This is a genomic window from Mesorhizobium sp. M0306 (assembly GCF_040321655.1).
GTDB lineage: Bacteria > Pseudomonadota > Alphaproteobacteria > Rhizobiales > Rhizobiaceae > Mesorhizobium.
Window position 1 is genome coordinate 804,192 of sequence record NZ_JAMYRY010000001.1, and the last position, 26,645, is coordinate 830,836.

The 26,645-nt window shown below is 63.5% G+C and carries 22 protein-coding genes, 1 pseudogene and 1 riboswitch; of the genes and pseudogenes, 11 read left to right on the forward strand and 12 right to left on the reverse strand.

Annotation, left to right across the window (positions count from 1 at the left end; genetic code table 11):
- Positions 1 to 170: 170 nt before the first annotated feature.
- The 3 genes and pseudogenes from NKI95_RS04190 to NKI95_RS04200 all read right to left on the reverse strand — a co-directional run bounded on the left by NKI95_RS04190 (position 171) and on the right by NKI95_RS04200 (position 3,397).
- A pseudogene (locus NKI95_RS04190) lies at positions 171 to 1,300 on the reverse strand (patatin-like phospholipase family protein).
- Between the two features lie 26 nt (positions 1,301 to 1,326).
- The gene (locus tag NKI95_RS04195) at positions 1,327 to 2,109 is read right to left on the reverse strand and encodes a 3-hydroxybutyrate dehydrogenase (RefSeq protein WP_352714380.1); all 783 of its coding nucleotides are present in this window, start codon (positions 2,107 to 2,109) and stop codon (positions 1,327 to 1,329) included.
- Positions 2,110 to 2,308: 199 nt separating this feature from the next.
- Complete coding sequence (locus NKI95_RS04200; RefSeq protein WP_352714382.1) at positions 2,309 to 3,397, reverse strand: citrate synthase/methylcitrate synthase; 1,089 nt, start codon at positions 3,395 to 3,397, stop codon at positions 2,309 to 2,311.
- Positions 3,398 to 3,489: 92 nt separating this feature from the next.
- On the opposite strand from NKI95_RS04200, the gene NKI95_RS04205 reads away from it, so the two are divergent.
- Positions 3,490 to 4,638 carry a citrate/2-methylcitrate synthase gene (locus NKI95_RS04205; RefSeq protein ID WP_352714383.1) on the forward strand — a complete coding sequence of 383 codons (1,149 nt, stop codon included), beginning with the start codon at positions 3,490 to 3,492 and terminating at the stop codon, positions 4,636 to 4,638.
- A gap of 40 nt (positions 4,639 to 4,678) precedes the next feature.
- On the opposite strand, the gene NKI95_RS04210 is transcribed toward NKI95_RS04205, so the two are convergent.
- Positions 4,679 to 5,332 carry a TetR/AcrR family transcriptional regulator gene (locus tag NKI95_RS04210; protein ID WP_352714385.1) on the reverse strand — a complete coding sequence of 218 codons (654 nt, stop codon included), beginning with the start codon at positions 5,330 to 5,332 and terminating at the stop codon, positions 4,679 to 4,681.
- A 101-nt stretch (positions 5,333 to 5,433) separates the two neighbouring features.
- Between NKI95_RS04210 and NKI95_RS04215 the strand changes: the two genes are divergently transcribed.
- Positions 5,434 to 5,880 carry a hypothetical protein gene (locus tag NKI95_RS04215; protein WP_352714386.1) on the forward strand — a complete coding sequence of 149 codons (447 nt, stop codon included), beginning with the start codon at positions 5,434 to 5,436 and terminating at the stop codon, positions 5,878 to 5,880.
- 92 nt (positions 5,881 to 5,972) lie between these two features.
- On the opposite strand, the gene phaR is transcribed toward NKI95_RS04215, so the two are convergent.
- Entirely contained in the window at positions 5,973 to 6,581 is a 609-nt protein-coding gene (phaR, locus tag NKI95_RS04220; protein ID WP_352714387.1) for a polyhydroxyalkanoate synthesis repressor PhaR, read from the reverse strand.
- A 278-nt stretch (positions 6,582 to 6,859) separates the two neighbouring features.
- On the opposite strand from phaR, the gene NKI95_RS04225 reads away from it, so the two are divergent.
- From NKI95_RS04225 to NKI95_RS04250, 6 genes are all read left to right on the forward strand, one after another.
- Entirely contained in the window at positions 6,860 to 8,044 is a 1,185-nt protein-coding gene (locus tag NKI95_RS04225) for an acetyl-CoA C-acetyltransferase (protein WP_352714388.1), read from the forward strand.
- 103 nt (positions 8,045 to 8,147) lie between these two features.
- On the forward strand, positions 8,148 to 8,873 hold the full coding sequence (gene phbB / locus NKI95_RS04230; RefSeq protein WP_352714390.1) for an acetoacetyl-CoA reductase: 726 nt from the start codon (positions 8,148 to 8,150) through the stop codon (positions 8,871 to 8,873).
- Positions 8,874 to 9,602: 729 nt separating this feature from the next.
- The gene (locus NKI95_RS04235) at positions 9,603 to 13,022 is read left to right on the forward strand and encodes a helicase-related protein (RefSeq protein WP_352714392.1); all 3,420 of its coding nucleotides are present in this window, start codon (positions 9,603 to 9,605) and stop codon (positions 13,020 to 13,022) included.
- 12 nt (positions 13,023 to 13,034) lie between these two features.
- Entirely contained in the window at positions 13,035 to 13,421 is a 387-nt protein-coding gene (locus NKI95_RS04240; RefSeq protein ID WP_352564641.1) for an RNA-binding S4 domain-containing protein, read from the forward strand.
- A 149-nt stretch (positions 13,422 to 13,570) separates the two neighbouring features.
- Entirely contained in the window at positions 13,571 to 13,909 is a 339-nt protein-coding gene (fdxA, locus tag NKI95_RS04245) for a ferredoxin FdxA (protein WP_292664799.1), read from the forward strand.
- A 368-nt stretch (positions 13,910 to 14,277) separates the two neighbouring features.
- Complete coding sequence (locus tag NKI95_RS04250; RefSeq protein ID WP_006327799.1) at positions 14,278 to 14,859, forward strand: CarD family transcriptional regulator; 582 nt, start codon at positions 14,278 to 14,280, stop codon at positions 14,857 to 14,859.
- Positions 14,860 to 14,953: 94 nt separating this feature from the next.
- Here the strand turns inward: NKI95_RS04250 and NKI95_RS04255 are convergent, their stop codons facing one another.
- The 3 genes from NKI95_RS04255 to NKI95_RS04265 form a co-directional block, all read right to left on the reverse strand.
- Positions 14,954 to 15,727 (reverse strand): amino acid ABC transporter ATP-binding protein, encoded by a 774-nt coding sequence (locus NKI95_RS04255; protein WP_352714394.1) that lies wholly within the window; start codon positions 15,725 to 15,727, stop codon positions 14,954 to 14,956.
- Positions 15,724 to 16,404, reverse strand: coding sequence for an ABC transporter permease subunit (locus NKI95_RS04260; RefSeq protein WP_352714396.1), 681 nt, complete (start codon positions 16,402 to 16,404; stop codon positions 15,724 to 15,726). Before NKI95_RS04260 ends, NKI95_RS04255 begins: the two co-directional genes overlap by 4 nt.
- Before the next feature lie 122 nt (positions 16,405 to 16,526).
- Positions 16,527 to 17,300, reverse strand: coding sequence for an amino acid ABC transporter substrate-binding protein (locus tag NKI95_RS04265; protein WP_352714398.1), 774 nt, complete (start codon positions 17,298 to 17,300; stop codon positions 16,527 to 16,529).
- Positions 17,301 to 17,625: 325 nt separating this feature from the next.
- Between NKI95_RS04265 and NKI95_RS04270 the strand changes: the two genes are divergently transcribed.
- Positions 17,626 to 18,483, forward strand: a complete 858-nt coding sequence (locus tag NKI95_RS04270) for an RNA polymerase factor sigma-32 (RefSeq protein WP_352714400.1) — start codon at positions 17,626 to 17,628, stop codon at positions 18,481 to 18,483.
- 13 nt (positions 18,484 to 18,496) lie between these two features.
- Here the strand turns inward: NKI95_RS04270 and NKI95_RS04275 are convergent, their stop codons facing one another.
- From NKI95_RS04275 to thiB, 4 genes are all read right to left on the reverse strand, one after another.
- Positions 18,497 to 19,966 carry a M48 family metalloprotease gene (locus NKI95_RS04275; protein WP_352714401.1) on the reverse strand — a complete coding sequence of 490 codons (1,470 nt, stop codon included), beginning with the start codon at positions 19,964 to 19,966 and terminating at the stop codon, positions 18,497 to 18,499.
- Positions 19,967 to 20,220: 254 nt separating this feature from the next.
- The gene (thiQ, locus tag NKI95_RS04280) at positions 20,221 to 21,012 is read right to left on the reverse strand and encodes a thiamine ABC transporter ATP-binding protein (protein ID WP_352714403.1); all 792 of its coding nucleotides are present in this window, start codon (positions 21,010 to 21,012) and stop codon (positions 20,221 to 20,223) included.
- A complete protein-coding gene (gene thiP / locus NKI95_RS04285; protein ID WP_352714405.1) occupies positions 21,009 to 22,625 on the reverse strand; it encodes a thiamine/thiamine pyrophosphate ABC transporter permease in 1,617 nt (538 codons plus the stop codon). The genes thiQ and thiP overlap by 4 nt, the downstream gene beginning before the upstream one ends.
- 248 nt (positions 22,626 to 22,873) lie before the next feature.
- On the reverse strand, positions 22,874 to 23,887 hold the full coding sequence (gene thiB / locus NKI95_RS04290) for a thiamine ABC transporter substrate binding subunit (protein WP_352714406.1): 1,014 nt from the start codon (positions 23,885 to 23,887) through the stop codon (positions 22,874 to 22,876).
- 43 nt (positions 23,888 to 23,930) lie between these two features.
- A riboswitch (TPP riboswitch) is annotated at positions 23,931 to 24,045 on the reverse strand.
- Between the two features lie 127 nt (positions 24,046 to 24,172).
- Here thiB and NKI95_RS04295 point away from each other — a divergent pair.
- The gene (locus NKI95_RS04295) at positions 24,173 to 24,817 is read left to right on the forward strand and encodes a thiamine diphosphokinase (protein ID WP_352714407.1); all 645 of its coding nucleotides are present in this window, start codon (positions 24,173 to 24,175) and stop codon (positions 24,815 to 24,817) included.
- 1 nt (position 24,818) lies between these two features.
- Complete coding sequence (locus NKI95_RS04300; protein ID WP_352714409.1) at positions 24,819 to 26,639, forward strand: ABC-F family ATP-binding cassette domain-containing protein; 1,821 nt, start codon at positions 24,819 to 24,821, stop codon at positions 26,637 to 26,639.
- The last annotated feature ends 6 nt before the right edge of the window (positions 26,640 to 26,645 follow it).

Sequence of the window (26,645 nt, forward strand, 5' to 3'; positions counted from 1 at the left end):
CCAAAACAGCGGTTTGGCAGCAAGTGTCAGGATGATTGGACAGATTGCGATGTCATCTGCTTTGCGGAGGAGCCAGAACAATTCCAGGAAAAGTGTGAAACGGTTTTCCGTCCGGAATTGCGTCAAAAAAGATAGAGCGGTTCGGCGTTTCCGTGAAACGGTAAATCGTTCTAGGCCGGACGGCGGGCGGCCTCGGGCTGCTTGCGCGCCGCAAGAAACTCCTTGACGCGCCGGCCCGGCGCCGGCCCGCGCACCGGCTTCAAGCCGTCGTCGAGCTCGCCGGACAGATCGATCGTCGGCCGCTTGCCTACGGCGTCGTAGTTTTCTTCCAGCCAATCACTGGCTGCGGTGCGGCCCAGGTCGCGCAGATAGGCAAGGAACGCCCATTCGGCATTGACTTTGGACGATGCCGACAGATCCTTGAATGCTGCGTCGGCATCGATGCGGTGCATGCGGATGTCGCGATATTCGCCGTGCGGCAATCGGCCGGCGGCGATCAGTTCCTTGACGAAGGCGATCGAGCGGAATTCGCGCAACAGCCCGGCATTGAAGGTGATCTCGTCGATGCGGTTCTGGATCTCATTGGCGCTCTTCGGCGTCCCCTCGCGGACCACCGGATTGATCTGCACCAAGAGCACGTCCTCGGTGGCCGCGGTCTTGAAGAACGGGAACAGTGCCGGGTTGCCGCCATAGCCGCCATCCCAATAGGGCACGCCCTTGATCTCGACGGCACGGAACAATTGCGGCAGGCAGGCCGACGCCATCACCGTGTCGAGGTCGATCTCGCCGTCCGAGAAGACCCGCAACTGGCCGGTCTCGACATTGGTAGCGGAAATGAACAGTTCCATCGATTTGCAGGCGCGCACATTGTCGAAATCGATCTCACGTTCGACCACGTCGCGCAGCGGATTGATGGCGAGCGGATTGGCGACATAGGGCGAAAATACCCGAGACATCGTATCGAACAGGAAATAGCCGGGCGTGTTCTCGATCGACCAATTGCCCCAGGCGACGTCCCAAGGCATGCGCTGCACCGGACTGAAGCGGCCCTTTGCCGCCACCGCACGCCAGAAATCGTCGAGCTTGCGCCGCGCGCCCTCGACCCCGCCGCGGACGAAACCGTCGGCCAGCGCCACGGCATTCATGGCGCCAGCGCTGGTGCCCGAAACCGCCGTTATATCGAGGCGCCCGTCCTCGAGCAGCCGATCGAGCACGCCCCAGGAAAACGCCCCGTGCGAACCGCCGCCTTGCAGCGCGATGTTGATCTTCTTTGCTCTTCCGCCTTGCCGTTTTTCGGCATAGCGTGGCCCTTGACCGCTGGAAGGCTCACTGAGCGGTCCAGCCGCCGTCGACAGAGACGTGCGTGCCGTTGATCTGCGCCGCCGCATCCGAGCATAGGAACACCGCGGCCGCCGCAACCTGCTCGACGGTGACGAACTCCTTGGTCGGCTGCTTTTCGAGCATGACCTCGCGGACCACCGTCTCGCGGTCCATCTTGTTGGCCTTCATCTGGTCGGGGATCTGCGCCTCGACCAGCGGCGTCAGCACATAGCCGGGACAAATGGCATTGCAGGTGATCTTGTCGCGCGCCAGCTCCAGGGCAACTGTTTTGGTCAGGCCCACAATGCCATGCTTGGCCGAGACATAGGCCGACTTGAATGGCGAGGCGACAAGGCCGTGGGCCGAGGCGACGTTGACGATCCGGCCGCCACCGGCCTGTTTCATCAGCGGGATGGCGGCGGCGATGGTGTGGAAGGCCGATGACAGGTTGATGGCGATGATCGCGTCCCACTTCTCGATCGGGAAGCTTTCCACCGGCGCGACATGCTGGATGCCGGCGTTGTTGACCAGGATTTCGACCGAGCCGAATGCCTCGGCTGCCTTCGCCACCAAAGCCCGGCACTCGGCCGGCTTCGACATGTCGGCCTTGACGTAGACGGTCTTCACCTTGTGGTGCTTCGCGATCGCATCGGCGATGGCGTGATCGTCGGCGGTGTCGGAAAAGGAATTGACGACGACGTTGCAGCCTTCGGCCGCGAGCGCGTGGGCAATTGCCAGGCCGATGCCCGAGGTGGAACCGGTGACGATGGCGGTTTTTCTGGCGGTCAAGGCGGCTTATTCCTTTCGAGGCGGGCTCCCGTGGAACCATGCTGCACTGCAGCATATAGGCTCTCTGTCACCCAAGAACAGCGGATGTGTGGAGCAATGACATGAAATTTTTGTCATGAGGACCTCTCCCATCTCGACGAGAGAGTGTCCGGCACCGGCTGTAGCGGGCCGGTTTCCGTAAGCATTCGGGGAGAAATCCTTAGGCGACGAGGTCCGGCACCGTCCCGATATAGCGCGACTGCGGCCGGATCAGCCGTCCGCTCGTCTGCTGCTCGCGCGCATGGGCGATCCAGCCGGCGACGCGCCCGGCAGCAAAGACATTGGTGAACGCCTCTTTCGGAAAGCCCGCCGCTTCCAGCAGGAGCGCTGTGAAGAACTCGACATTGGTCTGGATCGAGCGCGACGGCTTGGCGATGCGAAGCACTTCGAGTGCCGCTTGCTCCACACGCTCGGCAAACGCCAGCCGGTGGCCGGTTTCGCCCTTGGCGCCAAGCTGCCGCACCACCGCTTTCAGCACGTCGGCACGCGGATCGCGCACGCGGTAGATGCGATGCCCGAAGCCCATGATGCGGCGGCCGCGCCCGATCTCGTCACGCAGCCAGCCGGCGGCGTCGCCATGCGCCTCGATCGCATCCAGCATCTCGATCACCGGACCTGGCGCGCCACCATGCAGCGGCCCCTTGAGCGCTCCGAGCCCGGCCAGCACCGCCGAAGTAAGCCCGGCTTGCGTCGAAGCGACCACGCGCGTGGCGAAGGTCGATGCGTTGAGGCCATGGTCGCAAACCGTCACGAGATAGGTATCGAGCGCTTTCGCCAACTTCGGCGAAGCCGCAATGCCGGTCAGCATCCGCAGCATGTCGGCGGCATGATCGGCCTTGCTATCAGGCGCAATTGGGCTTTCGCCGCGCTGGAAGCGCTGCAAGGCCGGCGTCAGCACGGCAGGTGCCGCAACCAGCCGCAGCGCGTCCGGCAATTTGTCGCCGTCCGGCAGCACGGCAATGCCGGCGCGCATCGCGCTGTAGATGTCGAGGGATGCGAGAAACGGCAGCAAGGGTTCGATCTGCTCGAACACTTCGCTGCGCGCCCGACCGATCGCCTTCGCCAGTTCCTTGTCGCCGGGAAGATCGTCGAAAAAGCCGTCGAACAGCAGATGAACCACCTCGGCGTATTTCCAGCGGCCTGCCAGTTCGGGCAACGAATGGCCCCGGATGGTCAGGCGGCCAGCAAGACCGTCGACATCGGAGAGCACCGTTTCCGCCGCCACCACATCATCGAGCCCATTCGCCATTGGTTTTCTCCTTGACCCTTTCTGGGCGGTAGATAAGGGTTGGCGACTGGACCATCAATCTTGATCAACTGAATCAACATGCCAAGGCTGACATGACGGAGTGGCTGACGCGGGACGAAGCCCTGGAGCGTCTCAAGGTGCGCGCTCAGACGCTCTATGCCTATGTCAGCCGCGGACGCATCGGCATGCGGCCGGATCGGGCCGACCCACGCCGCAGTCAGTATCGCGCCGACGACATCGCGGCGCTGGCGAGCCGGCGGGCGCGCGGCCGAAATCCCCAGGCTATCGCCGAAAGTGCAATCGCCTGGGGTGAGCCGGCAATCGCCACCACGATCTCGACCGTTTTGCAAGGCCGCCTCGTCTATCGCGGCCAGGATGCGGTTGCACTCTGCGAGACTGCCACGCTGGAGCAGACGGCAAACCTGCTTTGGGCATCCGACGCACCAGTGTCGTTCGTCTCGGCGAGCCGCCATGGCAACGGCGCAACTGGCCGGCCGGCTGCCTTCGCGGAATTGGCCGCGTTGGCGGCTAACGGCCGGCCTTCGCTCGGCCGCAGATCGGCTTCGCTCAACCACGATGCGGCCGGCGCCATCGCCGCTCTGGCTCAGGCGCTCGGCGCGATTCCCGGAACTGGTGCCGTGCACGAAAGGCTGGCGCGGGGATGGTCGCTCGATGCGGCCGGCGCAGACTTGATCCGCCGCTCACTGGTACTGTTGGCCGATCACGAATTGAACGCATCGACCTTCGCCGCGCGGGTCGCCGCGTCCACCGGCGCACCTGTTTCGGCCTGCCTGCTTGCCGGCCTCGCCACGCTCTCCGGTCCGCGCCATGGCGCCGCCGCGGAGGCGGTCATGATGTTGGCGGAGGATGCGCAGAGATTCGGGCCGGATGCGGCTGTCGGACGCTGGCTTGGTCACGACAGGCCACTGCCCGGATTTGGCCATCCGCTTTATCCCGACGGCGATCCGCGTGCGGAACCGTTGCTGGCCGCAATCGATGTCGATGATGGGCTGGTACGGCTTTGCGATGCGGCCTTTGCGGCAACGGGCATGCGCCCGAACGTCGATTTCGCCTTGGCCGCGCTGACGCGCAGCCTCCGCTTGCCGTCCGATGCGCCGTTCCGCTTGTTTGCGCTCGGCCGCAGCGTCGGCTGGGCCGCGCATGCCGTGGAGCAGGTGATAAGCAGCGGCCTGATCAGACCACGCGCCCGCTACCAGGGACCGTTGCCGGAGTTCCATTAGCTGGCGGCGCAACCTCGGCCCCTTTTTGGGTGCTGGCGAATTAAGCTTTAGATGGAATGGTCATCCGGCTCATGAAAAGTCGGAGAGCCCGCTGCGCGGCCAGGGCTGGCGGCTCGCACGGATGCCATTCCCGGAAATGACCATCGATCGCCATGCGTGCCAACCCGTAAACGAGTGCACGCGCGGCAAGCACAAGATGATCAAAGTCGGTGTCGGGAGCAAGCCGACCCTGTTGTTGCGCTTGCGTCAGCAAGTCGATCATCGTCCGCCGAATAGCCTCATTCTGATCACGAAGGCTGTCCGACCCTTCAAAATCAATCAGGGTTCGGGAACTGATGATCTGGAAATGCGTGGGGTTGGTAATTGCCCATTCCAGATAGCCTTGTCCGATTGCTTCGAAGGCCTCAATGGGATCTGCGCTGTCGATTTTCGACTGCGCCTTGGCAACAGCCTTTGTCAGCCGATCCATGGCCTGTTCGGCGACTGCGGTTAGCAGCGCTGTTTTCGATCGAAAATGCCGGAATGGTGCGCCGGGTGAAACGCCGGCACGTTTTGCGGCCTCGCGTACGGACACATGCTCGGCTCCCCGTTCCTCGATGATCTCCACGGTTGCCGTGATCAAGGCCTCGACGAGATTGCCGTGATGATATCGCTTGGCATCTCCGGCTTCGTCGGAATCAGTAGTCTTGGTCATCTCAGCCAAATAACACGAGAGCGGAATGTAATCACTGATTATTTCCCTTGTGTTCGAGCGCTGCGTATGTAATCAACGTTTACATCGCAACGGAGGTTACCATGTTTCGCATCACCGCAACGACTGCCCTCGCTTTCTCCTTATTGTCGCTCGTATCTGCCGAGGCCGAGGATCGGCCCACCCTGGAAGTCGTCTGGCCGACGGCAGGTTCAGTTGTCGAACTAGGCAATGCTCCTGAGAAGGCGATAGGCGTTGTCGTCAGGAGCAACTTCAGGCTGCTCCCTGCGGGTGAGTGCGGGGAAATCAAGCAATGCGGCCACGTGCATATGAAGATCGATCCCAACGGAGAGACCTGCAACATCCCCGGCAAGCCGTACAACAGCATGAACAGCGACTTTGGCGGTGATCTTATCAAGGCCCGTTTTGGCCATTGCCCGGATGCCGCCGGCAGACACGTGATCGGCGTGCTTCTTGCCGATGATCATCACCGGCCCATTCTAGTAGACGGCAAACCTGTTACCGCTCTGGTGACGGTGACCACGAAATAGAGCATGGATGACATCTTCACCTTCGAGGCAAAGATGTTTTCTGACACGGGCCTGCTGAGGGAAATTTGGGCCGGCGCTTCGCCGGCCGGCAGTCACGACATCGTGTCGAGCTTGCGCTGCATCGCGGCGATCTGCTCCTTCAGCTCCTGAAGGTCGTCGGGTTTTTCCGATGTTTCCTTCCTGGCCGGTTCGGCCGGCGGTGCTGCCGGCGCAGAGCCCGCAGGCGGGAACGGCGTGAACAGCCGCATGGCGTTCTGGAACATTTCCATGTTACGCCGAGTCTGCTCCTCCAGCACCTTGATCGGCGTCGCGATCTTCATCATGTCCATCGGCGACTTGCCGAGGGCATCTTTCATCTGCTCGCGAAAGCGTTCCTGCTCCTTCGAGAAGGCCAGCATCGACTGCTCGAGAAAGCTCGGCACGATCATCTGCATCTGGTCGCCATAATAGGCGATGAGCTGACGCAGGAACGGGATCGGCAGCATGTTCTGCCCGTCCTTGTTCTCCAGCTCGAAGATGATCTGGGTCAGCACCGGATGCGTGATGTCGTCACCGGTCTTGGCGTCCTGGACAGTAAAGTCCTCGCCTTTTTTGACCATTTCAGCGAGATCCTCGAGCGTCACATAGGTGCTGGTGCCCGTATTGTAGAGACGGCGATTGGCATATTTCTTGATAACAATAGGTTCGTCTTTTGCGGCCATCTGCATCCTCCCCGGACACCGGGCAGCTTAAGTAAGCCGCCGGTAACGATTGCGCCTTTTTAAAGGATATGCGCAAAAGCGTCATGAATCCAAGCAGTTTGTGCAGTGCGAGAACATTTTATGCTGCGCAGCACGGATGGGCTGCCGTCGCCGCGACGCGCGGCCTGCTTGCGACGGAGCAACGCCCTACCCATTTCGGGTTTGACTCGGGTTGTGGAAAGGGCAAGAAAAGTCCCCGACGGCACCCGAAATCGTTCCCCGAAAGCCTGGAGAAGAACATGTCCGCTTCCAACGCCATCGTTGTCGCCAGTGCGGCGCGCACGCCCGTCGGCTCCTTCAACGGCGCCTTCGCCAACACGCCAGCCCATGAATTGGGTGCCGTCGCCGTCAAGGAAGCGCTGGTCCGTGCCGGCGTCGACGGCAAAGAGGTGGACGAGGTCATCCTCGGCCAGATCCTGACCGCGGCTCAAGGGCAGAACCCGGCGCGGCAGGCGGCTATGGCCGCCGGCGTGCCGCAGGAGGCGACCTCCTGGGGCCTCAACCAGCTCTGCGGCTCCGGCTTGCGCGCCATCGCGCTCGGCATGCAACAGATCGCCCAGGGCGACGCAAGGATCATCGTTGCCGGCGGCCAGGAATCAATGTCGATGGCTCCGCACGCGCAGCATCTGCGCGGTGGCGTCAAGATGGGCGATTTCAAGCTGATCGACACCATGATCAAGGACGGCCTGACCGATGCCTTCTATGGCTATCATATGGGCAACACCGCGGAGAACGTCGCCCGCCAGTTCCAGATCACCCGCGACGACCAGGACCAGTTCGCACTGGCTTCCCAGAACAAGGCCGAGGCCGCGCAGAAAGCCGGAAAATTCAAGGACGAGATCGTTGCCTTCACAGTCAAGGGCAGGAAGGGCGACACGATAGTCGACCAGGATGAATACATCCGCCACGGCGCGACAATCGACGCCATGACCAAGCTCAAGCCGGCCTTTGACAAGGAAGGCACGGTAACCGCTGCCAATGCCTCCGGCATCAACGACGGCGCCGCCGCCGTGGTGCTGATGACCGAAACGGAAGCCGCAAGGCGCGGCATCACACCGCTGGTGCGTATCGTTTCCTGGGCGACCGCCGGCGTCGACCCGCAGATCATGGGGACGGGACCGATCCCCTCCTCGCGCAGGGCGCTGGCCAAGGCCGGCTGGTCAGTCGGCGACCTCGATTTGGTCGAAGCCAACGAGGCCTTCGCCGCGCAGGCCTGCGCCGTCAACAAGGACATGGGCTGGGACCCGGCGATCGTCAACGTCAATGGCGGCGCCATCGCCATCGGCCATCCGGTCGGCGCCTCGGGCGCGCGCATCTTCAACACGCTGGTCTACGAAATGCGCCGCAGAAGTGCCAAGAAAGGTCTTGCCACGCTGTGCATCGGCGGCGGCATGGGTGTTGCCATGTGCGTGGAAGCATTGTGATGAGATAAGCGATACGAATAGGATGCTGGCGCAAAGCGAGTAGGAATAGAGGGCAAACCCCACCGCTTCAACGCTCAGTCATCTGCATTTCCCGGGAGGACATATGACAAAGGTTGCAATCGTCACAGGCGGGTCGCGCGGCATCGGCGCGGCGATATCGGTCGCCTTGAAAAGCGCCGGCTATTCGGTCGCCGCAAACTACGCCGGCAATGAGGAAGCGGCGGCAAAGTTCAAGGCCGCGACCGGCATCCCGGTCTATAAATGGTCCGTCGCCGATTACGAGGCCTGCGCCGCCGGCATCAAACAGATCGAGGCCGATCTCGGTCCCGTCTCGGTGCTGGTCAACAATGCCGGCATCACTCGCGACGCGATGTTCCACAAGATGACGCGAGAGCAATGGAAGGAGGTCCTCGACACCAACCTTTCCGGCGTCTTCAACATGACGCATCCGTTGTGGGGCGGCATGCGCGACCGCAAGTTCGGTCGCATCATCACCATCTCCTCGATCAACGGCCAGAAAGGCCAGGTCGGCCAGGTCAATTATTCGGCCTCGAAGGCGGGCGATATCGGCTTCACCAAGGCACTGGCCCAGGAAGGCGCGCGCGCCGGCATCACCGTCAACGTCATTTGCCCCGGCTATATCGCCACCGAGATGGTCAAGGCGATGGACGAGAAGGTCCTCAACGAGCGTGTCATCCCGCAGATCCCGGTCGGCCGTCTCGGCGAGCCGGAGGAGATCGCGCGCTGCGTCGTCTTCCTCGCTTCCGACGATGCCGGTTTCATCACCGGGTCGACCATCAGCGCTAATGGCGGCCAGTACATCGCCTGATCGTTTATCTTTGCGTTGAGACAGATACGCGCTGAATGAACGGGCCCTGCGAAACGGCCCGTTCCATAGCAGCCTTTCCCGCTGCAAAATCGCGGCGCAGACACTGCCCCAAACTGGCACGCAAAGGTTAACGGCAACTGCGCAACCTGTGCACAACTCGTCCGGCGGCCTGTGGATTCTCGGTGGAAAAGCTGTTCACGACACAACATGCTGCGGTGAACAAACCAAGAAACTTTGCCTATCGCTGATTCGTCGCCGATTCGTTCCGGCTTTGAGCGGAACGTTAACGACGAGAGCTGAAAACACCCTCGAAATGATTAAAGCGCATTAGGAAACATCAATAATTTCATAATGTTGGGCGGAGCAGATTGGCTGGCCACGATCATTCACCGGCAAAGGTTAACCGCGGTGCTCGCTTGGATGCCGCTTGCATGAATCGGGCCAGTTTCCGTGATTCAGCATGTGGTGAGACTCGCCGGCAGAAAGCCCAGATGTAGCCGTGAACAAACCCTGAATCAGCGGGAGTCAGTGATTCGTAGCTGATTCGTTCCAGACTCGTTCCAATTGTTAATCGGGAACAGATTTTCTGGCTTCGAAGCAACCAATCGCCTGCCCTCGGCACATTCCGCTTTCGCTTCGCGCCCGAAATCCCTATGTGTCGCCTGTCATACGCGGCCAATATGGGCGCGCTCCCGACAATGCGAGGCAGAGAGCCTTATTTCCAGGCCGATGAACATCCATCCGAAACACACTGAACCGCTGATCCTGTCGGGTCGAGACGTGACGGCCGTGCTCGGCCCGACCAACACCGGCAAGACCCATCTCGCCATCGAACGCATGGTGGCGCATGAAAGCGGCGTCATCGGCCTGCCGCTCAGGCTGCTTGCCCGCGAGGTCTATACGCGCGTCTGCGAGAAGGTCGGCGCCCATAAGGTTGCGCTCATCACCGGCGAGGAAAAGATCCAGCCGGCGGGCGCGAAATACTCGGTCTGCACTGTGGAAGCGATGCCGCGCGAGACCGACGCCGCCTTCGTTGCCATTGACGAGGTCCAGCTCGCCGGCGATCTCGAACGCGGCCACATCTTCACCGATCGCATCCTGCATCTGCGCGGCCGCCAGGAGACGCTGCTGCTGGGTGCGGCCACCATGCACGGCATCCTGCAGCGCCTGCTGCGGGGCGTGTCGGTGGTGACCCGGCCACGCCTATCGCATCTTGCCTATGCCGGCTCGAAGAAGCTGACCCGCCTGCCGCGGCGCACCGCGATCGTCGCTTTCTCGGCCGACGAGGTCTATGCCATCGCCGAGCTGATCCGCCGCCAGCAGGGCGGTGCCGCCGTCGTGCTCGGCGCACTCAGCCCGCGCACCCGCAACGCCCAGGTGGCGCTGTTCCAGTCGGGCGACGTCGACTACCTCGTCGCCACCGACGCCATCGGCATGGGCCTCAACCTCGACCTCGACCACGTCGCCTTCGCCCAGAACCGTAAATTCGACGGCTACCAGTACCGCAACCTGACGGCGGCCGAGCTTGGCCAGATTGCCGGCCGCGCCGGCCGGCATCTGCGCGACGGCACCTTTGGCGTCACCGGTCAGGTCGATCCGCTGGATGAGGAACTGGTCAAGAAGATCGAGGCGCATGAGTTCGATCCGGTGAAAGTGCTGCAGTGGCGCACCGCGCATTTCGATTTCGCCAACCTCGATGCGCTGAAGCGCTCGATCGAGACCAACGCCCCGGTCGAGGGCCTGACGCGCGCACTGCCGGCCGTAGACGCGCAGGCGCTCGAGCATCTGTCGCGCGACGAGGACATCTGGGCACTCACCACCGATGCCAGGCGCGTGGCGCTGCTGTGGGAAGCCTGCGCGCTGCCCGACTACAGGAAGATCGCGCCGGCCCAGCACGCCGACTTGATCGCCTCCATCTACATGGACCTTGCCAGGCACGGCCATGTCGACGAGAACTACATGGCCGAGCAGGTGCGCCGTGCCGACACCACCGAAGGCGATATCGACACACTATCGCACAGGATTGCCCAGATCCGCACATGGACCTTCGTTTCCAACCGGCCCGGCTGGCTGGCCGATCGGGCACACTGGCAGGAAAAGACGCGCGAAATCGAAGACAGATTGTCGGATGCGCTGCATGAGCGGTTGACGAAACGTTTTGTAGACCGCAGGACTTCCGTCCTCATGCGGCGCCTTAGAGAAAACACGATGCCTGAAGCCGAAATCAGCCCAACCGGAACCGTCCTCGTCGAAGGCCATCACGTCGGCGAGTTGCAGGGTTTCCGCTTCACCGCCGACCAGAGCGCCGGCGGCGAGGACGCCAAGGCGGTGCGGGCGGCGGCGCAGAAGGCGCTTGCCGCCGAGTTCGAGGCGCGGGCCGAGCGCTTCGGCGCCTCGGCCAATGGCGACATCGCGCTGGGTTCGGATGGCACGCTGCGCTGGATCGGCGCTCCGATCGGCACACTGGTTGCTGGCGAAGACGCTTTGAAGCCACGTCTCGTTCTGCTCGCCGACGAGCAACTCACCGGCCCGGCCCGCGACAAGGTTGCGGCGCGCGCCGAGCGCTTCGTCAACTTCCAGATCGAATCCCTGCTGAAGCCGCTGGTCGATCTCAAGAATGCCGAGCAGATCACCGGCATCGGCCGCGGCATCGCTTTCCAGCTTGTCGAGCATTTCGGCCTCATCAACCGTCGCGACATCGCCGACGAGATGAAGTCGCTCGACCAGGAAGGCCGCGCGGCGCTTCGCCGTCTCGGCGTGCGCTTCGGCGCCTACCACGTCTTTGTACCGGCGCTGATCAAACCGGCGCCGGCCGGGTTGATAACACTGCTGTGGGCGCTGACGAACGACGGCAAGGACAAGCCTGGCTTCGGCGACGTCGTCCACGCGCTGGCCTCCGGCCGCACCTCGGTCGTCATCGATCCGACCTTCGACAAGACCTTCTACAAGCTGGCGGGCTACCGCAATCTGGGCCGGCGTGCTGTACGCGTCGATATTCTCGAACGGCTGGCCGACCTGATCCGGCCGGCGACCAACTGGAAGCCGGGCCTCGGGCCTCGCCCCGACGGCGCCTATGACGGCCAGTCCTTCATGGTGACGCCGCCGATGATGTCGATCCTCGGCGCCACCGCCGACGACATGGAAGAAATCCTGAAGGGACTCGGCTATCGCGCCGATGCCAAGCCGGCGGCCGAGGTCAAGGCGCGGCTCGAAACACAGGACAATGCCGCGCGTGAAGCTGCCGCTGCAAAGCAGGCGACGGAAGAGGCAACGCGAGCCGAGCAGGCGAGGATGGCGGAAGCATCTGCCGCGGCAGGGCCGCCGGCGGAGGTTTCCGAGCCCGTGTCGGATGCGGCTCCAGTTGCGGCGGCTGCGGCCGAAGCCGCGACCGAAGCGGCGGCAGAGCCTGTCGCGGCAGACCAGCCGGAAGCTCCAGCCCCTGAAGCTGCGGTAGAAGTCACGCAAGAGACCCGGCCCGCCGCCGAGGCGACTGCTGAAGCGCCTGCAGAACCAGCGGCCGAGCCAGGGGCGGAACTTGGGGCGGAAATTGAGGCTACGGCACCGGCCGAGCCGCCGGTTTTCGAAACTACGGAAGCATCGCCGGCCGAACCTGCAGCAACGGCGGAAGCCGTCGCCGGGGAAGCTGCTCCAGAAGCCGAGGAGCCAAAACCCATCCTGTTGTGGCGGCAGGGTCGCTTCGACCAACGCCCGCGTCATCGCCAGCATGACAACCGCCCCCGGGACAATCATCGGGACAATCGCGCGCGCAATGGTCAAGCTGCGCCGGACGGCCGCAGCGATGCGCCGGTGGATGCCGGCGGGCAACCGACGCCGGGCGACCGGCCCGCCCGTCAGGGGCGGCACGACCAGCGCGACGGCGCCGGCAAGCCGCGCTTCGACCGCAGCAAGTTCAAGCCTAAACTGCAAGGCGAGGCTGGAGAGCAGCGCGCCGGCAAGCCGCAAGGCGAACGCCCCGACCGGCGCGAAAACCGGCCCGACTGGAAGGCTGGCCGGCAGGACGGCAAAGGCGGCGCCCAAGGCGCAAAGCCCGCCTTCCAGCCAAAGCCGCGTGAGGAACGCCCGGTCCGCTTCGATCCGGACTCGCCCTTCGCCAAGCTCGCCGCGTTGCGCGACCAGCTGAAGAAGTAAGCTGCTCGTCCGATGGTCACTGATGCCCGCCAGCGCATCGACAAGTGGCTGTTCTTCTCGCGCGCGGTAAAATCGCGTACGCTGGCAGCCAAGCTGGTCGTCGCCGGACGCGTCCGCATCAATCGCGACAAAGCAGCGCAGGCCTCCGATACGGTCCGGCCGGGCGACGTTTTGACCATCACGCTGGAGCGGCGGATTTTCGTCTGGAAGGTCCTTGGCACCGGCGTACGGCGCGGTCCGGCCGAAGAAGCCCGCCTGCTCTACGAGGATATGTCGCCGCCCCCGGTGCCCAAGGGCGAGGCGCTTCCCGATGCGGTGCCGCCGTTGCGCGAGGCCGGCAGCGGTCGCCCGACGAAGAAGGAACGCCGCCAGACCGACCACCTGCTCGGCGACGATTGAGCAAGCTCGAACTTCCGCTTTGCCGGCCCTCTGGAATTCCATTCCGGAAACCGCGGCACCGCTGAGTAAGGGCCGCCCTTGCCACCAGCGGACAAAGGCGTTACCTCACCAAAAAAGCCCAACAAAATGGGACGTCCCGGAGCCGACCAATGACCTATGTCGTGACCGACAATTGCATAAAATGCAAATACATGGACTGCATCGAGGTCTGTCCGGTCGACTGCTTCTACGAAGGTGAGAACATGCTCGTCATCCACCCGGACGAGTGCATCGATTGCGGCGTCTGCGAACCGGAATGCCCGGCCGACGCGATCAAGCCGGACACCGAGTCGGGTCTCGACAAATGGCTGCAGATCAACACCGAATATGCCGAGAAATGGCCCAACATCACCGCCAAGAAGGAGCCGCCGGCCGACGCTAAAAACTTCGATGGCGAAACTGGCAAATTCGAGAAATATTTCTCCCCGGAGCCCGGCGAAGGCGATTGACGAGCCTGCCGGCTGCGGCGGCCTGACGCCGCGTAACAGACGTGATACATTAACTGCCTTGACAGGCGGCGACGGCGCGTGGCCTTCGCGCGTGCAGCAAAACCTTGATTCTTCCGACTTTTTGTGTTACATCAGCCAAACATGCCGGTGACACAACGTCGATTTATGGCGCAAACGCCCCAAATCACTGAAAGGTGAATTTCTCAATCCGGACCAGAGCGATCTGGGGCAGGCGGTCGCAATGTTGCGATTTGCCGGTCCTGGCCTTTCCGGTGAGTTCATCGTTGTGTGGCTAAGGACCGGTCACCCCGGTCGCACGAGTTCGGGCCGGCACGATGCCGGTACCACAACAAGGAGTTCAGGGCGTAATGGCAACGATCACCCCGCAGAAGAAGTCCACCGCAGCGCGCCACGGTTTCAAGACCGGCGAGTACATCGTCTATCCGGCGCATGGTGTCGGCCAGATCGTCTCGATCGATGAGCAGGAAGTCGCGGGCCACAAGCTGGAGCTGTTCGTCATCGACTTCCAGAAGGATAAGATGCGCCTCAAGGTGCCGGTCGCCAAGGCGACCTCGATCGGCATGCGCAAGCTGTCGGAAGAGGATTATGTCGAGCGCGCGCTGAAGGTCGTGCAGGGCCGCGCCCGCGTCAAGCGCACCATGTGGTCGCGCCGCGCCCAGGAATATGATGCCAAGATCAACTCCGGCGATCTGATCTCGATCTCGGAAGTGGTGCGCGACCTTTACCGCGCCGATAACCAGCCGGAGCAGTCCTATTCCGAACGCCAGCTCTACGAGGCGGCGCTTGACCGCATGGCCCGCGAGATCGCGGCCGTCAACCGCATGTCGGAGACCGAAGCGGTACGCCTCATCGAGGTGAACCTCAACAAGGGCCCGAAGCGCGGCGCCAAGGCCGACAACGAGGAAGCCGAGCAGGAAGAAGCTGCCTGATTTTTCTCGCCTTCGAATTCAGAAAAACCCGGCCTCGCGCCGGGTTTTTTGTTTTGGCTGACTTTTTTGTTTTGGCTGACTGGCGAATGCATATCTAACCTTCGCCGCCGCCCTCCCTTTCCGCCTCGTGCTTCAGCGTGGCGATAAACCGCTTGGTCCGCTGGCGTTCCGGGTTGCTGAACAGCACCGCGGCCGGACCTTGTTCGACGATGTTGCCGGCATCGAGGAACACCACTTCCCGCGCGATCTTCGAGGCGAGCCGCAGATCATGCGTCGCCATCACCATGGTCGTGCCCTCGCTGGCGAGCTTGCCGAGCACATCGACCACCTCCTGCGCCAGTTCCGGATCGAGCGCCGAGGTCGGCTCGTCGCAGAGCAGGACTTTCGGCGAAGGCGCCAGCGCCCGGGCAATCGCCACGCGCTGCTGCTGGCCACCTGACAGCGTCGCCGGCCAGGCATCGGCCTTGTGCGCCATGCCGACCTTTTCGAGCAGGGCGAGCGCCCGTTCGCGCGCCCTTTCCTTGGGCCATTTCAGCACCGTCACCAGCCCCTCCATGATGTTCTCGATCGCAGTGCGATGCGGAAACAACTGAAAATTCTGGAACACCATGCCGGTCTGAAGCCGCAGCCGCTGGATATCCCTGGTCGAGACCCTGCCGCCGGGGTGGAATTCGAGTGCATCGTCGCCGATCCGCACCGTGCCTGACGTCGGCAGCTCGAGCAGGTTGATACAGCGCAAAAGCGTGCTCTTCCCGCCGCCCGATGGCCCGACCAGCGCCGTGACGCTGCCTTCCTCGATTGTGACGGTCACACCCTTCAGCACCAAATTGTCGCCGAAACGCTTTTCGATGTTGGTGAGGCCGATCATGCGCGCGCCTCCAGGAAGCCGCCATAACGGTTGAGCCGCGTTTCCAGCCGCGCCTGCAAGGCCGACAGCACGGAGCTCATGACCAGATAGAGCGCCGCCGCCTCGACATAGAGGATCAGCGGCTCATAGGTGGTGGCGACGATGCGCTGCGCTGCCTGGAACATCTCCGGCACGGTGATGGCAGCGGCGAGCGAAGTGTCCTTAACCAGCGAGATGAAGGTGTTGGACAGCGGCGGCACCGCGACGCGCCCCGCCTGTGGAAGAATGGTGCGCCGCATTGCCTGGGCCCAGGTCATGCCGATCGAATAGGCCGCTTCCCACTGGCCCTTGGGCACCGAACCGATGACGGCGCGGATGATTTCCGACGAATAGGCACCGATGTTCAAGGTGAAGCCGATCAGTGCTGCCGGAAAGGCGTCGAGCAGGATGCCGATCGATGGCAGGCCGTAGAAGATAAGGAACAGTTGCACGAGAAGCGGCGTGCCGCGGAATATCCAGACGTAGAAGCGGACCACGGCGACCAGCGGTTTGGGACCGAACAGCCGGACAAGCGCCACGACCAGGCCGAGAACAAGACCGAATGCAAACGACAGCAGCGTCAACGGCACGGTGAAGATCAGTGCAGCCCACAGCAGCGTAGGCAGGGATTCCAGCATCAATTGCAGCCAGTGCGGCACGAAGGCTCCTCCTTGCCAGATTGCCGTCGCTCATATCACGCGAAAGCGGCGGGCCGTCAAAAGACAGCTCGCCGCGATACGAACGACGCGGGCCGGCGTTCGGCCCACACGAGAAAGCCGTTTTACTTCGAAACGTCCTGGCCGAAATAGGTGTCGGCGATTTTCTGGTAGGTGCCGTCGGCCTTGATGTCGGCCAGCGCCTTATTGATGGCGGCCACCAGTTCCGGATCGCCCTTGCGCACGATGACGCCGGAATAGTCGGCGTTTTCTTCCTGGGCGGCAATCTTCACATTGGCGTCTGGCTTGTGCTTCTTGAAATCGAGGAAGGACAGGCTGTCGTTGATGGTGGCGTCGGCGCGGCCGGTTAGAAGCAGCTGGATCGACTGGTCGAAGCCGTCGGTGCCGACGAGTTCGGCGCCGTTGGTTTCAGCCAGCTTGCCGAAGTTCGAAGTCAGCGACTGCGCCGCCTTCTTGCCCTTGAGGTCGGCGAAGCTCTTGATATCGGTGTTGTCGCCGCGCACGATCAACACCGCCTTGGAGGCGATGTAGGGTTCGGAAAAGTCATATTTGGCCTTGCGCGCCTCGGTGATGCCTACCTCGTTGATGACGGCATCGTAGCGGTTGGCGTCGAGACCGGCGATCAGTCCGTCCCATTTGCCTTCGAGGAACTGGGCTTTGACGCCGAGGCGCTCGGCGATTGCCCGCGCGATCTCGACATCGAAGCCGACCAGCGCGCCGGAAGCATCATGATAGGTGAAGGGCGCATAGGTTCCTTCCGTGCCAACCTTGAAGACGCCGGACTGCTTGATCTGGTCGAGATTGGCGCCGGCATGACTTGCGGCGATGGCCAGAAGCTGGAGCGTTCCGGCGATAATGAGCGACTTGAGCCATTTCATTTTTCTGTGATCCCGTCCTTGGCCGATGTCCGGCGTCATTGCGAGTGCCGGAAAATGACAGATGCGCGATGCCAGAATAAGAAACTAAATTTCAAAAATCTCGCGCCCTTGAAATCCCATTCTCAACCAGCATCTCCCGGCGCCATCCGGCTGAGTCAAGGCCGGTGGTGAATCGCCTGGAACAGCGCAATCGACATGACAGTCCGGGGGAACATTCCCCCGCATGGCACGTTCTTGGCTGTTGTAGGGCGCGGTGCCGCCATTTCAACCATCGGCGCCAACTCACGATTCGATCGCACCGCAACGCCTGAAGCAGGAGCGCGGCATGATGCAAGACAGTGCAGGACGGACCATGGTTCGCGCGGCGATGAAAGCCCCTTATCTGGAACGTGACGAAGAGCATCTCCTGGCGCTGCGCTGGAAGGAAAACAATGACCAGCACGCGCTGCACCGCATCACCGTCGCACATATGCGGCTGGTCATTTCCATGGCGTCGCGGTTTCGCCACTACGGCCTTCCGCTGGGCGACCTGATCCAGGAAGGCCATGTCGGACTGCTGGAGGCAGCGGCCCGTTTCGAGCCCGAGCGCGAGGTGCGGTTCTCGACCTATGCGACCTGGTGGATTCGCGCCTCGATGCAGGACTATATCCTGCGCAACTGGTCGATCGTGCGCGGCGGCACCAGCTCGGCGCAAAAGGCGCTGTTCTTCAACCTGCGGCGCCTGCGCGCCCGCCTGGCAAACGGCGCCGAGCAGACGTCGAATGCCACGCTCTACCGCGAAGTGTCGGCGGCTCTCGGGGTTTCCGAGGCCGATGTGGCGATGATGGATTCCCGGCTTTCGGCGCCGGACAGCTCGCTCAACACGCCGCTAGCCGACGATGCGGGCGCAACCGAGCGGATGGAGTTCCTGGTTTCGGATGATCCACTACCCGACGAGATCGTCGGCGATACGATCGACGTCGAACGCCGCTCGGTGTGGCTGAAGACGGCGCTCGGCGCGCTCAATGCGCGAGAACTCAGGATTATCGAGGAGCGCCGGCTGAGCGACGAGGGCGCGACGCTCGAAGCGCTCGGGGAAACACTCGGCATCTCCAAGGAACGTGTCCGCCAGATCGAGGCGCGCGCCATGGAAAAGCTCAAGGCGGCGCTGGTAAAGCAGAATCCGGAATTTCTCGCAGCCTGAATCGCGTCGGCAGCTATTTGTCGGTGACGATCTTGACCTTGTCGCCGGCCGAAACGGCGGCACCCGGCGACAACGCGTTGAGCACTCTGAACAGATCCAGCTTGCGGTCGACGCCGACCATCTGTGCGGCCAGGGAGCCCATTGTCTGGCCGGGCTGCACCGTGACGATGCGGATACGCAGCGGCTTCAGCGCCGCCTTCTCGGCAGCACTCAGGATGCGGAACGAGCCGCTGACCGAGCGCGCCACCGTGCTCAGCGAGGTGCTGGCCGAAGGCGCCGCTGTCAGCAAGCGGTAGACCTGGCCGCCGGCGCGGATCACCGCAATGTCGAATTGCCAGCCATCGGCGCCGGCATGCGCGGTTGCCGCTTCGTTGCCATTGATCGTCTCCTGGCGCACGCTGCTGTCGTCGAGGCCGGCAACCCAGCCGCTGCGGATGTAGTCGGTCAGCGAGCGGTCCTTGTCGATCGAGACGCCGTCGAAGCGGATCGCGATGTCGCCCGGGCCTGTCGCCGTCACCGCCGCCGCCGAATTGTCGATGATGAAGCCGTTGGGCACCGAGAACGACACGCCGAGGCCAGGGTGCAGGAAGGTTTCGCCGCGCACATAGCCTTCCTCCGGCGTGTCGCCGTAAAGCAGCCCGTCTATGCCAGCAAGGAATGAATCGCGGTCGCGCGACCCGACACCGGGCGCGCCGAACTGGCGGGCGTGGCGCTGTGCGAGATCGATACGCTGCGGCGTGTTGGGGTGCGTCGCCAGGAAGTCGAGGCTGGCGTCGGTGGCGCCGCTGATGGAACGGAAATCGGTATAGGCCGACATCGACTGCAAGAAGCGGCCGGCGGCGTAGGGATCGAAACCGGCCTCGCCGATCGACTTGATGCCGATGGCATCGGCCTCCAGCTCCTGATTGCGCGAGAACTGCGCCAGCCTAAGCTTGCCGCGGACCAGCGCCGCCTTGGCCGTCGGGTTGTCGCCGAGCACATCCGAAACGACCTTGGTCGCCAACCCCTCTTCCGCTTCCAGCTGCTGGCGCTGCAGACCATGATTGGCCGTAACGTGGCCCATCTCATGCGCAATGACGGCGGCAAGCTCGGCCGAATCGTTGGCCAATGCCAGCAGGCCGCGGGTGATGTAGAGATAGCCGCCCGGCAGCGCGAAGGCATTGACGTTGGGCGAGTTGAGGATGGTGATGCGGTAGGTCTGGGTCGGGTTGGCCGACACCACGGTCAGTCTGCCGACGACCTTGGCCACCATACGCTCGAGCTTGAGGTCGGAATACTCACCGCCATAGGTGGCAAGGATGCGCGGGTGCTGCGCCTTCGCCAGTTGGGCGAGCTTGCTGTTGGCGGCGACATTGTCGACCGTGATCGGCTTGTCTGAGGGCTGGAAGCCCGATTCCTGCACGTCGGGAGGCGTGAACATCTGGCAGCTTGCCAGCGCCACGGCAAGACCGGCCAGCGCCAGAAAGCGCGCCAGCGGTTTCACCCTCCGATTGTCGATGCCGGTCGGCAGATCGGCTTCCTTTCAAGTCCTGGGACGTGACCGCGAAAATCGGGCGCGATTTCCGGAAAGCATCACGCGCAAAATCAAGTGCTACGGCGTCCTTCGTGCGTCCGACAGATACGAGGCAGCAAGGGCAAATCACGGTCTAGGCCGGACCAGCTCCTGGCGGACCTAGCCACACTACCTCGACCATGGCAAGCAAGCGCCGCTTCGCCTTCCGCCGGTTTGACCATAAATTATGTCCGCTTCCGGGCAACATCTCGTGATCCGGCCGCAAACGGACCCGAGCCGATATAGCGTCGGAATGCCTCCGGTCCAGCCCCGACGAAAAAATCAGCGGCGGTGCCCGTCGCGGCAACTGTGCCACCATCCAGGAAAACCATGTTTTGGCCGATACGGCGCGCATCGTCCGGCTGGTGCGTGACGAATAGCACCGTCATGCGCTGCTCCGAATGGACGTCGGTCACCAGGTCGAGCATGTCGTCGCGCAGTGCCGGTCCGAGCGAAGCGAACGGCTCGTCGAGCAACAGCACCGGTCGGTCGCGCACCAGGACCCGGGCGAGCGCGACGCGCTGCCGCTCGCCGCCGGAGAGTTCGCGCGGCAGCCGGCTTTCCTTGCCGGCAAGGCCGACGCGCTTCAGCGCTGCGGCGATTGCGGCGCGATCGGCCTCGCTCAGCCTGAGCGAAGGCGAGCGGCCGAGCCCGACATTCTGCTCGACGGAAAGATGGGCAAACAGGTTGTTTTCCTGGAACACCATCGATACCGGCCGCGCTGAAGGCGGCGCAGTGCTGACATCGGCGCCACCGATCAGCACCCGGCCCGACCGCGGCGCCTCGAAACCGGCCACCAGATTGAGCAGCGTCGACTTTCCCGAACCGCTCGGCCCCATGATGGCGGTGATCTCCGACGCCGGGAAATCGACATCGAATGTAAGCGGCGTTTCACCATAGCTGAACGAGACATTGTCGAGCCGCACCGCCGCGCCTTTTTCCACCGAAATGGACCGTTCCGGGCTGATCGGCATCATGATTTCTCCCTCCTTCCCAGCAAGTCCGCGGTCAGCACCAGCGCCAGGCAGACAAGGCCGAGCAGCAGCGCCAGCCCGGCCGCATCCTCGGTGCGGTAACTGCCCATGCGCGCCAGCAGCAGGTAGGGCAAGGTCTGCACGGAATCGCTGCCGAACAGCGCAATGACGCCAAGATCGCCGAGCGACAGCGCCATGGCGAAAGCGAAGCCGGTGGCGAGCGGCCGCCGCAGCGACGGCCACTCGACCAGCCGCAACCGGTTCCAGCCCGAGATGCCAAGCTGTGCGCAGAGCCGTTCGTGGCGTTCGCTCGCCGCGTCATAGGCAGGGCGGATGGCGCGGATGGCGAATGGCATCGCCATCACCGCATTGACCGCAACGACCATGACGGGGGCGATCGCAAAGACATCGCTGACGGTGCGCAGGAGCAGGAACCAGCCGGCGCCGATGACGATGGGCGGCACCACCAGGACGAACCCCGCACCGGTGTCGGCCAGATGTTCGAGCAGTGTCCGCCGGCCTGTTCGCCGGGTGAGCGCCAGCGCCCGGCGCGCCATGACCAGCGACAGCGACAACGCAACAGAGAGCAGCGCCGATAGAAGGGAGAGCACGCCACTGGTCGCCGTCGCTTGCCGCACCGCGCTGTCGCCGGCCAGGCGGCCGAGATCGGCGCCAAGCCCGGCTGCCAGCGTCGCCGCCATCGGCCCGGCGACAAACAGCAATGCCAGCCCGATCACCAGCGCGTTCAGCCCGGTCTCGGCCGCACCGGCTGAAAAATACCGGCGCGGCGCCACCGGTAGATTGGCGTCCCCGACCATATTGGCGCCGAGCCGCGTCAAGGCCAGCACGACGACGAAGGTCAGGGCAATCTGCAGCAGGGTGAGCGTCACCGCCCGCGCCGGGTCGAAGTCGAAACGCAGCGCCTGGTAGATGGCAACCTCCAGCGTCGTCGCGCTGGGTCCGCCGCCGAGTGTAAGCACGATGGTGAAGGAGGTGATGCACAGCATGAAAACGAGCCCGGCAACGCCCGGCAAGGCCGCACGCAGCGGCGGCCATTCGATCAGCCGAAAGGCCGGCGCAGCGCCCATGCCAAGCTGGCTCGCCAGCCGCCATTGGTTGGCCGGCACGGTCTGCAACGCTTCAAGGAACAGCCGCGTTGCCAGCGGCAGATTGAAAAAAACATGGGCCACGAGAATGCCCGACAGGCCGTAGATGCCGGGCCAGCTCTGGCCGCCTAGCGCGCCGAGCGTGCCGGCAAAATAGCCGGCGCGGCCATAGAGCGCCAGGACACCGAGTGCGGCAACAATGGCCGGCAGCGCCAGCGGCACGGCGAAAAGCTGCAGGATGAAGCCTCGCCCGAAAAACTGTGGATGCCGCGACAGGGCACGCGCGACGAACAGCGCCGGCGCGACGGAGAGCAGCGTCGAAAGGACCGCCTGCCAGAGCGTGAAACGGGCGACGCGCAAGAGATAGGAATCGAAAGCGGAGGCGGCGCCGGACAGGTCGCGTGTGGCTTCGACGACGAGCCCGGCGAATGCCCCGCCGATCAGCAGCGCGATGGCGGCGAGCGCGACGATGCCGGCAGTGACGCGGGAGTCAGGACGGCGAGCCTGCATTTCGCGCTACCCAGCTTAACGATGGGTGCTGAGAGGAGGAACTTGGCTGAGGTCGTGTTCCCGCCCACCCCCCTCTGGCCTACCGGCCATCTCCCCCGCAAGGGGGGAGATCGGCAGCTTCGTTGCCCCGCTCATTCCTGCCGCAGTGGAGATTGGCGAAAGCGGCTGAGAGCTCAATCTCCCCCCTTGCGGGGGAGATGGCCGGCAGGCCAGAGGGGGGTGGGCGGGAACGAACACCATATGGAATCCTACTTGCTCATCGCCGCAAGCCACTCATCGACCCAAGCCTTACGATTTGCCGCGACCTCTTCCGGGCTGAACAGCAAGGTCTTGGTCGGCTTGACCAGCTTGTCGAACGCCGGGTTGAGCGGCTTGTCGGTTTTGCCGGCCGGGAACATCCAGTTGGTTTCGGGAATGACGTCCTGGAATTTTGGCCCGGTCATGAAGGCAATGAAGTTTTCCGCCAGCGGGTTCTTCGCGCCCTTGGTGGTGATCCCCGCAACCTCGATCTGCAGATATTCGCCCTCCTCGAAGGACGCCGCCTGGTAGCGCTCGGTGTTTTCGGCGACCATGTGGTAGGCTGGCGACGTGGTGTAGGACAGCACCATCGGCGCCTCACCCTTGGTGAACAGGCCATAGGCCTCGCTCCAGCCCGGCGTCACCGTCAGCACCTTCGCCTTGAGCTTGGCCCAGGCTTCGGGCGCCTTGTCGCCATAGACCGACTTGACCCACAACAGCAGGCCAAGGCCCGGCGTCGAGGTGCGCGGATCCTGGATGACGATCTTCTCTCCGGCATCGCCCTCGACCAATTCCCTGAGGCTCTTCGGCGGGCTCTTCAGTTTTTCGGTATCGTAGACGACGGCGAAATAGCCATAGTCGAACGGCACGAAAATATCGTCGCTCCAGGCTCCCGGGACGCTGACGCCCGACACAGCGCCGTGCGGCGAAAACAGGCCGGTTGCCTTGGCGTCCGCAGTCAAATTGGTATCGAGGCCAAGCACGATATCGGCCTTGGTCGCGGCGCCTTCCAGCTTCACACGGTTGAGCAGCGCGACGCCGTCGGCGGCCGAGACGAATTCGACGACGCAGTTGCATTCGGCCTCGAAGGCCTTCTTCACCGCCGGTCCCGGACCCCACTCGGCGGTAAAGCTTTCATAGGTATAGACGGTCAGCTTATCCTGTGCCGATGCCTGCCCTGGCAGGGCCAGCGCGGATGCTGCAAGCAGGATAATCGAGACAAGAGAGTGGAAAAAACTGCGCATCGGCGCCTCCTTCGTTCGCGTTGAAAGGAATTGAGGCGTCGGGCTGTCCGAAACGTCTAATCCCTCCGCCGGTACAAACCGGATCAGGTTCAGCGGGTTGGCAGTCTTGCCTCTCAGCCGGTCCGCGAAGATCGCGTCCGGCACCCCGTTAGAGCGTTGCGACACATAGGCCCGGCCGAAGTGCTGCGCAAGCGGAAGTTTGCCGAGCATCCAAAGCCCAGCCTTCCGTTTCGTCTGCCGTTTCATCTTCCGTTTCCGGGGCAGGGCTGGTAAGGGCCACGAGATATGAGCACATTCACCATCCTGCTTGGCGGCGATCTCATCCGCACGCCGCTGCTCGACCGCCAGGTCGAAGGCTCCCGCGTTATCGCCGCCGATGCCGGCATCGGCCATGCCCGCATGCTGGGCCTGAGGCCGGAACTCTGGGTCGGCGATTTCGATTCCGTGCCTGCCGATTTGCCGGAGGATCTGGCCGCCGTGCCACGGCAGGTGTTTCCCGCCGAAAAGGACAAGACCGACGGTGAACTCGCTATCGCCGCCGCGCTCGAACGCGGTGCTACCAGCCTTGTGCTCGCAGGCGCCTTCGGCGGCAAACGCACCGACCACATCTTCCTGCATCTGGCGCTGAGCGTCCGGCTGGCGGAAGGCGGAACGGAAGTGCTTTTGACCAGCGGCGCACAGGAAGGCATTCCCTTGCTGCCCGGAAAGGTTGGCTTCGACTATGCCGACGGCACACTGTTTTCGGTGCTCGGCTTTTCGGATCTTGCCGGCCTGACAGTCACCGGCGCCAAATGGCCGCTCGCCCATGTCGAGGTTGCCTTCGGGTCGTCGCTGACCATTTCCAATGAGGTCAAGGGCCGGCTGGAAATCGCGCTGGCCAGCGGCCGCGCGCTGCTGCTCGCGCATCCTTTTCCCCTACCTGAAAGCTGATATGGCGCCGCCGCTTCTCAATCTCGACGAGATAAAGCTGACCTTTGGCGGCACGCCGCTGCTCGACGGTGCCGCCCTGACGGCTTCGGCTGGCGACAAGATCGCCCTGGTTGGCCGCAACGGCTCGGGCAAGTCGACGCTCCTCAAGATCGCTGCCGGGCTGATCGAACCGCAGGACGGCGAAGTCTTCCGCCAGCCCTCGGCGACTGTGCGCTATTTGCCGCAAATGCCCGACATGGACGGTTTTGCGACCATTCGCGCCTATGTCGAGGCGGGGCTCGGACCCGCCGACGATCCCTACCGCGCCACCTATCTGATGGAGCATCTCGGCCTGTCCGGCGAGGAACGGCCGAACGACCTCTCCGGCGGCGAGGCGCGGCGCGCGGCCCTCGCCCGCGTCATGGCGCCGGAGCCCGACATTCTCCTCCTCGATGAGCCGACCAATCATCTCGACCTTTCGGTCATCGAATGGCTGGAGGAGGAGCTTGCCCGCACCTCCTCGGCGCTGGTCGTCATCTCGCATGACCGCCGTTTTCTCGAACGCGTGTCGCGCGCCACAATCTGGCTCGACCGCGGCCAGACCCGCCGCCTCGACAAGGGCTTTGCTTATTTCGAGGAATGGCGCGACACGGTGCTGGAGGAGGAAGAGCGCGAGCAGCACAAGCTCGGCCGCCAGATCGTGCGCGAGGAGCACTGGCTGCGCTATGGCGTGACGGCAAGGCGCAAGCGCAACATGCGCCGGCTCGGTGAGTTGCAGACCATGCGACAGCGCTTTCGCGGCCATCGCGGCGCCGAGGGTGCGGCGACAATGACAGCCAGCGACGCCGCCGAATCCGGCAAGCTGGTGATCGAAGCCAAGAACATTGAGAAGAGCTTTGGCGATCTGACGGTGGTCAAGGGATTTTCGACACGCATCCAGCGCGGCGATCGCGTCGGCCTGGTCGGGCCAAACGGCGCCGGCAAGACGACGCTGTTGAAGATGCTGACCGGCGAATTGAAGCCGGACGCGGGCACGGTTCGGCTCGGCACCAATCTGGAGATCGCCACGCTCGACCAGAAGCGCGAGGCCGTCGATCCGCAGGAGACACTGGCGCAGTATCTCACCGACGGGCGCGGCGAGAACCTCGTCATCAATGGCGAGCAGCGCCACGTCGTCTCTTACATGAAGGACTTCCTGTTCAAGCCGGAACAGGCACGCACGCCGGTGCGCGAGCTTTCGGGCGGCGAGCGGGCACGGCTGATTCTCGCACGCGTCTTGGCGCGGCCGGCAAACCTGCTTGTGCTCGACGAGCCGACCAACGACCTCGACATGGAGACGCTGGAACTGCTGCAGGAACTGGTCGCCGGCTTTGCCGGCACGGTGATCCTGGTCAGCCACGATCGCGATTTCCTCGACCGCACCGTGACCAGCATCATCGCGCCGGATGGCGACGGCCGCTGGATCGAATATGCCGGCGGCTATTCCGACATGCTGGCGCAGCGCGGCGGCACCAGGCTGGATGACCGCAAGGCGCGGCCGAAGGCAGAGACCAGCGAGGCGATGGCTGCAAGCAGGACCGACGCGGCCGCTCCCAAGGCCCCGGCCAAGAAACTGTCGTTCAAGCAGAAATTCGCGCTGGAAACCTTGCCCAAAAAGATCGAGGCGGTGTCGGCCTCGATCTCGCGGCTGGAGAACAACATCGCCGATCCGGCCTATTACGAGCGCGACCCGGCCTCGTTCCAGAAGACGATTGCCGCGCTCGACAAGGAGCGCGTCACACTGGCAGCGCTCGAGGAGGAATGGCTGGAACTCGAGATGCTGCGGGAAGAAATGGAGGGGTAGTCCACT